Origin of the sequence: Vreelandella janggokensis, from assembly GCF_031451615.1 — a bacterium.
Taxonomy (GTDB): Bacteria; Pseudomonadota; Gammaproteobacteria; order Pseudomonadales; family Halomonadaceae; genus Vreelandella; species Vreelandella janggokensis.
Window position 1 is genome coordinate 549,246 of the sequence record NZ_JARWAJ010000001.1, and the last position, 10,316, is coordinate 559,561.

Genomic DNA, 10,316 nt, shown 5'->3' on the forward strand with positions numbered 1-10,316 from the left:
GATGACCCAACTCAATAATCACAATGTGGGCAAACTAGGCTCCCCCATTGCCACGCCTGACTATGATCGCAGCAGGATTACCCCGGGTATTGTTCACATTGGTGTGGGCGGCTTTCATCGCGCCCACCAGGCGATGTATCTGGATGCCCTGATGAACAGGGGCGAAGCGCTGGACTGGGGGATTGTCGGTGTGGGCGTAATGCCGGGTGATAAACGCATGCAACAGGCGCTGGCAGCGCAGGACCACCTTTATACGCTGGTCGTCAAACACCCGGATGGCCGCTATGAGCCGCGGATAATCGGCAGCATGGTTAACTACCTATTCGCGCCTGAGGCCGCCGAGGCGGTGATCGAACAGATGGCCGATCCACAGATTCGCATCGTGTCGTTGACAGTCACCGAAGGCGGCTACAATTTTCACCCGGTGACCGGCGAGTTCGATCTGGACAACCCCCAGATACGCGATGATCTGATGAATCCTACCCAACCCTCGTCCAGCTTTGGTCTGGTGGTAGAAGCGCTGGTACGCCGCCGCGAGCGGGGGATCGCACCCTTTACGGTCATGTCCTGCGATAACATTCAGGGCAACGGCGATGTGGCGAAGCGCATGTTCAGCGCTTACGCCCGTGCCCGGGATAACGCGCTGGGGGAGTGGGTAGCCGACCAAGTGGCGTTTCCCAACGCCATGGTGGACCGTATTACCCCGGTGACCTCAGAGGCGGATATCAGCGAGCTTTCGCAGCATTTTGAGATTGACGATGCCTGGCCCGTAGTCTGTGAGCCTTTCACGCAGTGGGTGCTGGAAGACCATTTTCCGCTGGGGTGTCCGGCGCTGGACAAGGTGGGCGTACAGTTGGTTGATGATGTTGAGCCTTACGAGCTGATGAAACTGCGGCTGCTTAACGCGAGCCATCAGGCGCTGACCTACTTTGGCTATCTGGCCGGTTATCGCTACGCCCACGAAGTCTGCCAGGACCCGCTATTTGTCGACTTTTTGCTAGGCTACATGCGTGAAGAGGGCTCACCCACGCTGGCGCCGGTGCCTGGCGTTGACCTGGAAGCCTATCGGCTGACGCTCATCGAGCGCTTTGCCAACCCCCAAATCAAGGACACACTGGCGCGCCTGTGCGCAGAAAGCTCTGACCGTATACCCAAGTGGCTGGTACCGGTGATTCGTCAGCAGTTGGCCGATGGCGGTGAGATCAAACGCAGCGCGGCGGTTGTAGCCAGTTGGGCGCGCTATGCTGAAGGGGTCGACGAACAGGGCGAACCGATCGAGATCGTCGATCGTCTGAAAGCGTCACTCATGCAGATTGCCGCCAATAATCGCACCCAGCCAACGGCGTTTGTTGAAAACCGTGAGGTGTTTGGTGACCTGGCAGACCAACCCCGTTTTCTGGCGGCCTACCTTGAGGCGCTGACATCGCTGCACGAACGCGGCGCACGCGCTACGCTTGAGGATCTGGTCTCTTCCATAGGAATTCAGTAATGTATATCGGAGTCGATTGCGGAACGCAAAGTACCAAAGTGGTGGTCGTGGATGTTGAGCAAGGCCTTATCCGCGGGGAGGCGAGCCGCCCCCACCATCTGGATGAAGGTGAAAATGGCCGCCGTGAGCAGGCCCCAAGCGAGTGGCTGACAGCGCTGAAAGGCGCTTTCTTCGAGGCGCTTGAGCGTGCTGAAGTCGATGCCAGCCAGGTGCGCGGTATCGGTGTCTCCGGCCAGCAGCATGGCATGGTGGCACTGGACGCCGAGGGCGAGCCGGTATATCCCGCCAAATTGTGGTGCGATACCGAAACCAGTACCCATAACAGCGACCTGATGGTGCGCCTTGGCGGAGAAACGGGCTGCCTGGAAAAGCTTGGCCTGGTGCTGCAAACCGGCTATACCGCCTCCAAGGTGGCGTGGTTGCGCGACCATCATCCTGCCGCTTATCAGCGTATCGATAGTCTGTTGTTGCCTCACGATTACCTGAATTTCTGGCTCACCGGCAACCGCGTGACCGAGGCAGGCGATGCCTCCGGGACTGGCTACTTCGACACGCTAAGGCGCCGCTGGCGGCTGGATGTGTTTGCCGAGATAGCCCCTGAGCTGGATGCCAAGCGCGTGCTTCCCCGGTTGATTGAGGCGCATGAACCCGCTGGTGTTGTGCAAAGTGCCGTAGCCGCCGAATTGGGCTTGGCGGATGATGTCGTGGTGTCTTCAGGCGGCGGGGATAACATGCTTGGCGCGATTGGTACCGGCAATATAACCCCGGGGCTGATTACGTTAAGCTTGGGAACATCAGGCACGGTGTGTGCATACTCACCGGCCCCTGTGGTTTGCGATAATGCCATGGTCGCCAATTTCTGTTCGAGCACCGGCGGGTGGTTGCCGCTGATCTGCACCATGAACGTGACCTCTGCCACTACCCGTGTGCGCGAGCTGTTCGGTTTGGACCTGGCTGCGTTTGGCGAGCGGGTGGCCAGTGCCCCGGTTGGCGCCGAAGGGGTGACGGTGCTGCCGTTTTTCAACGGTGAACGGGTTCCCATGTTGCCGGAGGCGTCCGCGGACTTCCTGGGCTTGACCAGTCTGAATACCACCCAGGCCAACCTGTGCCGTGCGGTGATGGAAGGGGCAACCTTTGGACTGCGGTATGGGTTGGAACTGCTCGGAGACTTAACCGCGGGGGCCAGCCAGATTCGCCTGATTGGCGGCGGCGCCAAGAGCCCGGTATGGCGGCAGATGGTGGCGGATATCACCAATACGCAGGTGATCTGCCCGGAAATCACCGATGCCGCGGCGCTGGGTGCCGCCCTGCAGGCCGCTTGGTGTGACCAGCGGGAAGATGGGGTTACCCTGGAAGCGTTGTGTGAACGGCTGGTAACGCTGGATGCTGAATCGCAGGCAGATCCTGACCCCATACAAGTGGCGGCTTACCAAACAGCCTATGCGCGTTATTGTCGTGCGCTCGAGCAACGCCACGGCAGCACTCATTCATTGAAGGCACCCGGTTAATAAGGAGCATTTATGTTGGATCAACTACAGCAATTAAAACAACACTCACTGGTGGTGGCCGATACCGGTGATCTGGAGGCGATTCGTCGTTACCAGCCGCAAGACGCCACCACCAATCCGTCGCTGTTGCTCAAAGCGTTTAGTTTGCCGGGCTACCAGGCGATGATCGATGAGGAGCTGAGCCAGGTTAAGGCGTCCGGTGGTGCTCGCGAGCAGCAGGTCACCCACGCGGTAGACCGTTTGGCGGTTGCCGTGGGTAGTGAAGTCGCCGCGGTGGTACCGGGGCGTGTTTCCACCGAAGTGGCGGCCCGACTGTCGTTTGACACCCAGGCGAGCATCGCCAAGGCCCACGAGTTGATCGAGCTTTATGAAGCCCGAGGCGTTGGCCGCGACCGCGTGCTGATCAAGCTGGCGTCCACCTGGGAGGGCATTCGCGCCGCCGAGGTGCTCGAGCGCGAAGGCATTCAGTGCAACCTGACGCTGCTGTTCAGCGATGCCCAGGCCCAGGCCTGCTTTGATGCGGGCGTGTTTCTTATCTCGCCCTTCGTGGGGCGCGTGACCGACTGGTACAAGAACGCCACCGGCAATGACTACACACCAGAAAACGACCCGGGTGTTCTGTTCGTGCGTGGTGTTTGTGAACGCGCTAATCAGGGCGGCTACGATACCGTCGTGATGGGTGCCAGCTTCCGCACCACCGGCCAGGTGCTGGCGTTGGCGGGCTGCCCACGGTTGACCATCTCCCCGGCATTGCTTGAAGAGCTGGCCTCGGCAGAAGGTGAAGTGACGCCCCGGATTGCGGCACATACCGGCAACGGTCAGCCGTTACCGGCTTTGAGTGAAGCTGATTTCCGCTGGGGTCACAATCAGGATGCGATGGCCAACGACAAGTTGGCGGAAGGTATCCGTCGTTTCCACGATGACCAGCTTGAACTGGAAAAGCTCATTCATCAGCGGCTCGGGTGAGTCGACGTCGCCGACAGTCGGCAGTCATAATAGACAGACATTCAGCGCACAGGAGCATGCAATGGACTCGGCCCTAGACGCGTTACTGGAAACACTCGACCTTACCCCCAAGGGCGCATTAACGCCGCTTGGCGGTGGCGATATTGCGGCCGTCTATCAGCTTGATACCGAACAGGGCAGCGTCGTCGTCAAACATGACGACGCGCAGCGGCTGCGCGGTGAAGCCGAGGCACTGCGGGCGTTAAAGGGAGCGTGTTCCATCTTGATTGTCCCTCAGGTGCTGGGCCTTTCCGAAAGCTGGCTGGTAATGGAAACGCTTGAAGCATCCGGCCGACGCGATAGTTCAGCGCTGGGTGAAGGCCTCAAAGAGCTTCACGCAAGCGTCGGTGAGCAACATGGCTGGCACTGGGATAACGCCTGTGGCAGCACCCCTCAGCCCAATGCACCGTTGGACGATGGACGTGTTTTTCAGCGCGAGCGGCGGCTGTTGCCTCTCGGCGACGCCTGCTATCAGCGCGGTTTGCTCGATAAAAAGCTTTATGAGCGCATCGCCCGTCAGGCACATGAGTTGGAAGATTGGCTGCCCGACAGGCCCGCGAGCCTGGTGCACGGCGATCTGTGGTCGGGCAATGTGATGTTCACGCCGCGTGGCCCCGCCATTATCGACCCGGCGATATATCGTCACTACCCGGAAGTCGATATTGCCATGTTGACCCTATTTGGCTCCCTGGATGAACGCTTTTTCGAGGCCTACTGGAACGGCGACGCCCCGGCCGATTGGCCGAGGCGTGAAGCGTTATTTCAACTCTACCCGCTGCTTAATCATTTGCTGCTCTTTGGGGCGAGCTATCGCAGCGGCGTTGAACGCAGCATTACCGCGCTCGAGGCGTACCAGAAGTAGGCGTTACCAGGACTTATAAGGTAAAAACTTGCCATTCAGGGTAAGCAGAACACGGTCGCCTTTGGGATCTTCCACCTTATCGACGTCCATGGTGAAATCGATAGCACTCATGATGCCGTCGCCAAACTGCTCCTGCACCACATCCTTGAGTGTCTCGCCATATACGCCGACAACTTCATAGAGCCGATAAATGAAGGGGTCCTGTGGGATGGCTTCATCCCACACCTTGGTCGGGAATGTCACCAGGGCATCGGCAACGTCGCTCTCGACATCCAGCGTGTTGCAGATCTTTTGGGCGATATCGGGGCTGGCGCTGTTCATGCCATAGCAAGCTGACGCTACCCACACAGGCGACATCCCGACAGCGGTGGCGATATCATCCCAGCTCATTTTCTTGCGCGCTTTGGCGGCAAGCAGGGTGTGGCGCATTTCAAGTTTATCCATGAGAGTTCTCCCGTGTGGTAAAGGGCGCATGGCGCCCTGTTTTGTTAGCTGTTTTAAATCAATGGATCTCGATCAAGATAAATTTTTCTTGGGCTGGGTACGCACGTGGGTGGTGTAAAGAACCAGACCGACCAATGTCAGACCACCGACCAAGTTACCCAGAACCGTGGGGATTTCATTCCACATGATGTATTGATACAGCGTAAATTCAGCGCCCATCATCAGGCCGATCGGGAAGAGGAACATGTTGACCACGGAATGCTCGAAGCCAAGATAGAAGAACACAATGATCGGCATCCACATGGCCATGATCTTGCCGGATACCGTTGTCGAGATGGCGGCACCCACAACCCCCATGGAAACCATCCAGTTGCAGAACATGCCCCTCAGGAAAAGCACAATCCAACCGGCTAGGCCAGCATCCTGGTAACCCACAGTACGGCTTTCACCGACAGACATCATGGTCTGGCCGACGGCGTTGATTTCCTCAGTGCCGCCCATGGTGAAGTTCATATAGCCAAACGTGGCAATGAACAAGGCGCCCCCCAGGTTACCAAGTCCTACCAGCCCCCAGCACCTGAGCATCCGTGGCAGGGTGACCCCGGGTCGTTTATCGAGCCAGGCGATTGGAACCAGCGTGAAAACCCCGGTGAGCAGGTCATAACCCATCAAGTAGAGCATGACAAAGCCCACGGGAAAGAGCAGCGCTCCAATCAGGAAATTACCTGTTTGGGTGGCGATAGTAATGGCGAAAATAACCGCCAACGCCAGGGTGGCCCCCGCCATGAAGGCGCGAATAAGCGTATCCCGGGTGCCCATATAGACTTTCGCTTCACCCTGGTCTACCAGCTTGGTAACAAACTCACTGGGCATTAGATATGACATGAATAGGTTTTCCTGTGTCATTTTCGGTTGATTAACGCCGCGCCTGAATGTCCAGTGTTAGTCCTTTAGTCTTTAGCCCTTTGCGTTAGCTTTTTGAGTTAGCTCTTCGATTGGATCTGGGTATTGCAGGCGCTGAGCTCGTTGTCAGGGTGCTGCATTTGGCATGCCAATTTATTAACTGGAGGGCTGAGAAAATCGTAAAATCGATTTATTTCATTGATTTATTTTTTTTAAGGTCGAATTTATATTTTCCAGTGGTGTGGTGAGAATCAGCCATCGCAAGGCTTGCTCGGTGAGGGCTGCACCACTGAGGGGCACACTCGTGGGCTGTGCACGATCTTGTTGCAAGAAGGCCGTTCTGTCGTTGATTGTCTCGGTGGTAGCGTTGATTCGGTGGGAGAAGTTAAATTGACGGAAATGAAGGCGAATGCTAGCTTACATACATAAATGTATGTTAGGCGTGGCTCCTGCGCCACGCTGATCGTCAATTCATTTGCAGCTGGCCATTCCTGGTCAGGATTTGTCGCTGATTGCTTACGTCAAGGAAGACGGCCTTTGGTTGGTTAAGGCATTGCTTCCAAACCTAAATGATAACAGTGGGTTTTAACCATGAGATCGAGACTATCTGCCCTATCATATTTTACGCTATCCACGTTGCTGATGGTTGCATCAAGTAGCGCTTTGGCCCAGTGGGAAGGCAGCGTTGGCGCCGGTGTATTTAGCGTTCCCGACTATCTGGGTAGCGACAAAAATGAAACGCGTGGCTGGCCAAGTGCCAGCGTTACCTATGGTGATACCTTTTATGCCAGTGTCCGTGATGGTATTGGCTGGAATTTACTTCGCCAGGGAAACTGGAAGGTTTCACCGTTCATCACCTACCTGCCGGGGCGTGATAACGATGGCGAGCTAAGCGGCCTTGACGAGGTAGACGATGGTGCAGCGGCGGGCGTACGTGTCCGCTATTCAAACGGCCCGTGGGGGCTGGAAGCCGCGACGAAAGCTCCTCTAGGCGGCGATGTAGACGGCTATGAAGCTGACCTTAAAGCCAACTGGCGCACCATGCTGTCTCAGCAAATGGCGTTTTCGATTGGTCCTGAGTTGACCTACTCAAGCGATGACTGGACTCGCGACATGTTCGGCATTTCGCCAGCAGAAAGTGCGCGCTCAGGGCTAGCCATCTACCGCCCGAACGATGGCTATGTCCGTTACGGGCTGAACAGCCGCCTGAGCTATTACCTGACCCGCGATTGGTCGGTAACGGGGTTACTCGGCGTGACGCGGTTAACAGGCGATGCCGCGGACAGCCCGATCGTGGATGACGTGGGTGACAAGACCCAAGTGATGGGTGGTGCGCTGATCAACTATCATTTTTAGCCGCGAGGGTGGATCAGACGTTGCCACCAACGACTGATCCGCTGCCCCGGGGTAGCTGTCTGGGGAGAGGCAATGTCGCCATAGCGGCTCAGAAAGCGCTTGAGGGGAGCCACCTGCTGATCATTGTTGAGCATAGGGGCATGGCCACATCCCGGCGCCTCAAGCGTTTCCATATGCGGCTGGTCGACCTGCATGCGTTCTACACTCCCGGCACGAAGTAGCGTGGAATGTTCACCCCGAATAACCATTAGCGGGCAGCGGATTTGCTGCCAGTCGCGCCATGTGTCGCGGGGCGTATCGTGAACAAACTGCTCGCTTATGCGGGGATCGTAATGAAAGCTCCAACTGCCATCAGGCAGCCGGCGGGCACTGCTTAGTGCCATCTGCTGCCACTCAAAGCGGCTGAGGTCACCAAACCCCTGGTAATGTTGCTCAAGTGCCTGTTGTAGCTCACTGAGCGTCAAAAAACGTTTGAGCACGCTAAAGTAGCTTGCCATTTCGGCCAGCGTCTGGCTGTCCAGCTCGGGGCCTACGTCATTGAGAACCAGGCAGCGAATTCGCTGCGCGGTGTTTTCATCAGCGGCCAGCAGCATGCCGAGCAAACCGCCCATCGACGTGCCGACCCAGTTAGCGCTCTCAATGTGGAAATGGTCGAGTACCGCCAACGCGATCGTCACATAGTGGCTGTATAAGTAATCATTGGCAGGGTAAAGCGACCAGCTGGAAAGTCCGCGTCCCGGCGTATCGGGCGCAATGACTCGCCATTGGGGGCCGAGCTTTCGGGCCAGGGATTCAAAGTCGCCACCGTGACGGGCCAGTCCGTGCCAGGCGATCACGGTATTGGAGGCATCGGGATGCCAGATACGAACGGCGATTTCGAGCTGCCGTACGCTAATATATTCAATGCGGTCCATGATATGCCTCAGTAAGCTGTTTGTTGCTTTGCAGCATGATGACGTACAGGATAGCCAAATAAAGCCAGCTTGTACGGCCTGGCGATGTGGTTGCCATGGAGAAAGGCAATGGCCCTAAGGAAAAAGGCCCAAAAGCAAAAGTGCAAAGCCAACAATGCCAAGGCAATCGTTAAAGAAAAATGAAATATAAGCCGAATATTTGACCAAGGTCTGGTATCGCCAAAAAAACATGCGACAATGTATGTAAGCATTCAGACTAATATTAATGAGGAAAACGCTATGCTGCGACTCCCTTCCACGTTGGCTTTCAAAACTCCACGCCCTTTTGTGGCAAAGCGCACGTTGCTTCCTGCGCTATTGCTTTCAGTATGGGCGGTTCCCGCTTGGTCAGCTGATCTACTCACCATTACCCGGGATGCGCTGGAAAATAACGCCGAGTTGAGTTCAGCGCGCTCTCAAACCCAGAGTGTCGAGGCTGGGCGTGACGTTGCCCGTGGCGACTTGCTGCCTCAGTTGAACGCGTCAGGGAATGTGGCGCATAACCGCACCTACGAAAGCCAAAGCAGTGCAGCGGGCACTCAGGCAGGTCAGGTGGCTAACGGGACGGGCAACACCAGCGGCAATGACGATCCCTTCAATAGCGTCAGCCTGACACTTGAAGCCTCGCAAGCACTTTATGATGCGCGCAACAGCCGCGAGGTTGAACAAGCCGAGCGGGAAATCGATCAGCAAATTTACGCACTGGCTTCGACCGAGCAGCAAGTGCTGATCGATGTGGCGACGGCTTACTTTGACATTCTTCGCGCCAACGACATTCTCGATGCCCGCCTGGCTCAGGAACGTGCCATTGGTCGTCAGTTGGAACAGGCTGAAGAGCAGTTCGAGGTCGGACTGATCGCGATTACCGAGGTAGAAGAGGCGCAGGCGAGTTTCGATCAGTCGCGCGCCGAACGTATTGCCGCACAGAGCGATCTGCAGGTGAGTTTTGAGGCCCTTGAGCGCTTGACCGGCCAGCGCTATGCCAGCATTGAAGCGCTGAGCGACGACTATCCCATCCAGCAACCGTCGCCTAGCGATCGGGATTACTGGGTTGATCTCGCCGTTGAGAACAATCCTCTGGTGCTCGCCGAACAGGCGGGTGTCGAAGTGTCCCGCAGTGCTGTGGGCGTGGCCCAGGCGCAGCGCTTGCCCACCCTGGAGGCGTTCGCGAGTTATCAGTATGCCGATAACGATATCGATGGCATTCAAGGTCACGACGAATCCAGCCAGATAGGGTTGAGCGCCAACTGGCCGCTATACACGGGCGGCAGCACCCAGGCCAGCATCCGTCAAAGCACTTACCAGTTGGAAGCCAGCCAGTTCGACTTTGAGGCCCAGCGCCGCGACACCGTTCAGCAGGTGCGCTCGCTATATACCCAGGTCAGCAATGATGTCTCCACCGTGGATGCCCGCGAGCAAGCCATCGTTTCCAACCAGAGCGCACTGGATGCCACACGCGCAGGCTATGAAGTCGGTACCCGCAACATTGTCGACGTCTTGAATGCCGAGCAAAATCTTTATAACGCCATTTCCGACTATGCCCAGGCGCGTTACGACTACGTAGTCAATCTGCTGTCCCTGCGCCAACAGTCGGGGAGTTTGGACGTTGAGGCCGTCGAAGAGATCAATGCCTGGCTTCAGGGCGAAGAAGTTACCTTTACATTGCCTGAAGACGCTGGCTCCAGCAGCGTAACCAACATCGGTGAGCGACCGGTACTTGAGCAGTAACTACCTCTTTGGCGGCACTGAAAGCCGCCAAACATTTACATTCATACGTGTATGGTTGTAGTCTGTGT

Annotated in this window: 9 protein-coding genes; 6 read left to right on the plus strand and 3 right to left on the minus strand. The window is 56.9% G+C overall.

What is annotated here, in order from left to right:
* The first annotated feature begins 1 nt into the window (after position 1).
* The 4 genes from QC816_RS02560 (at position 2) to QC816_RS02575 (ending at position 4,864) form a co-directional block, all read left to right on the plus strand.
* Complete coding sequence (locus tag QC816_RS02560) at positions 2-1,489, plus strand: mannitol dehydrogenase family protein (protein ID WP_309780837.1); 1,488 nt, start codon at positions 2-4, stop codon at positions 1,487-1,489.
* Positions 1,489-2,997, plus strand: coding sequence for a xylulokinase (gene xylB, locus QC816_RS02565; protein ID WP_309780839.1), 1,509 nt, complete (start codon positions 1,489-1,491; stop codon positions 2,995-2,997). Before QC816_RS02560 ends, xylB begins: the two co-directional genes overlap by 1 nt.
* A 12-nt stretch (positions 2,998-3,009) precedes the next feature.
* A complete protein-coding gene (gene tal / locus QC816_RS02570) occupies positions 3,010-3,963 on the plus strand; it encodes a transaldolase (RefSeq protein ID WP_309780841.1) in 954 nt (317 codons plus the stop codon).
* A gap of 61 nt (positions 3,964-4,024) precedes the next feature.
* Complete coding sequence (locus QC816_RS02575; RefSeq protein WP_309780843.1) at positions 4,025-4,864, plus strand: fructosamine kinase family protein; 840 nt, start codon at positions 4,025-4,027, stop codon at positions 4,862-4,864.
* Between the two features lie 3 nt (positions 4,865-4,867).
* On the opposite strand, the gene cynS is transcribed toward QC816_RS02575, so the two are convergent.
* Positions 4,868-5,308, minus strand: coding sequence for a cyanase (gene cynS, locus QC816_RS02580; RefSeq protein ID WP_199283701.1), 441 nt, complete (start codon positions 5,306-5,308; stop codon positions 4,868-4,870).
* Positions 5,309-5,380: 72 nt separating this feature from the next.
* Positions 5,381-6,193 carry a formate/nitrite transporter family protein gene (locus QC816_RS02585; protein WP_085918896.1) on the minus strand — a complete coding sequence of 271 codons (813 nt, stop codon included), beginning with the start codon at positions 6,191-6,193 and terminating at the stop codon, positions 5,381-5,383.
* 660 nt (positions 6,194-6,853) lie between these two features.
* Here QC816_RS02585 and QC816_RS02590 point away from each other — a divergent pair.
* Positions 6,854-7,567 (plus strand): MipA/OmpV family protein, encoded by a 714-nt coding sequence (locus QC816_RS02590; protein ID WP_309780846.1) that lies wholly within the window; start codon positions 6,854-6,856, stop codon positions 7,565-7,567.
* Here QC816_RS02590 and QC816_RS02595 read toward each other — a convergent pair.
* Positions 7,564-8,481 (minus strand): alpha/beta fold hydrolase, encoded by a 918-nt coding sequence (locus QC816_RS02595; RefSeq protein WP_309780848.1) that lies wholly within the window; start codon positions 8,479-8,481, stop codon positions 7,564-7,566. The genes QC816_RS02590 and QC816_RS02595 overlap by 4 nt on opposite strands.
* Positions 8,482-8,760: 279 nt before the next feature.
* On the opposite strand from QC816_RS02595, the gene QC816_RS02600 reads away from it, so the two are divergent.
* A complete protein-coding gene (locus tag QC816_RS02600) occupies positions 8,761-10,248 on the plus strand; it encodes a TolC family outer membrane protein (RefSeq protein ID WP_264823435.1) in 1,488 nt (495 codons plus the stop codon).
* Positions 10,249-10,316: the final 68 nt, after the last annotated feature.

Excerpts from the sequence above, each read along its gene's own strand:
- QC816_RS02560 (WP_309780837.1), top strand. The coding sequence starts at position 2 with ATGACCCAACTCAATAATCACAATGTGGGCAAACTAGGCTCCCCCATT.
- xylB (WP_309780839.1), top strand. The coding sequence starts at position 1,489 with ATGTATATCGGAGTCGATTGCGGAACGCAAAGTACCAAAGTGGTGGTC.
- tal (WP_309780841.1), top strand. The coding sequence starts at position 3,010 with ATGTTGGATCAACTACAGCAATTAAAACAACACTCACTGGTGGTGGCC.
- QC816_RS02575 (WP_309780843.1), top strand. The coding sequence starts at position 4,025 with ATGGACTCGGCCCTAGACGCGTTACTGGAAACACTCGACCTTACCCCC.
- cynS (WP_199283701.1), bottom strand. The coding sequence starts at position 5,308 with ATGGATAAACTTGAAATGCGCCACACCCTGCTTGCCGCCAAAGCGCGC.
- QC816_RS02585 (WP_085918896.1), bottom strand. The coding sequence starts at position 6,193 with ATGTCATATCTAATGCCCAGTGAGTTTGTTACCAAGCTGGTAGACCAG.
- QC816_RS02590 (WP_309780846.1), top strand. The coding sequence starts at position 6,854 with ATGGTTGCATCAAGTAGCGCTTTGGCCCAGTGGGAAGGCAGCGTTGGC.
- QC816_RS02595 (WP_309780848.1), bottom strand. The coding sequence starts at position 8,481 with ATGGACCGCATTGAATATATTAGCGTACGGCAGCTCGAAATCGCCGTT.
- QC816_RS02600 (WP_264823435.1), top strand. The coding sequence starts at position 8,761 with ATGCTGCGACTCCCTTCCACGTTGGCTTTCAAAACTCCACGCCCTTTT.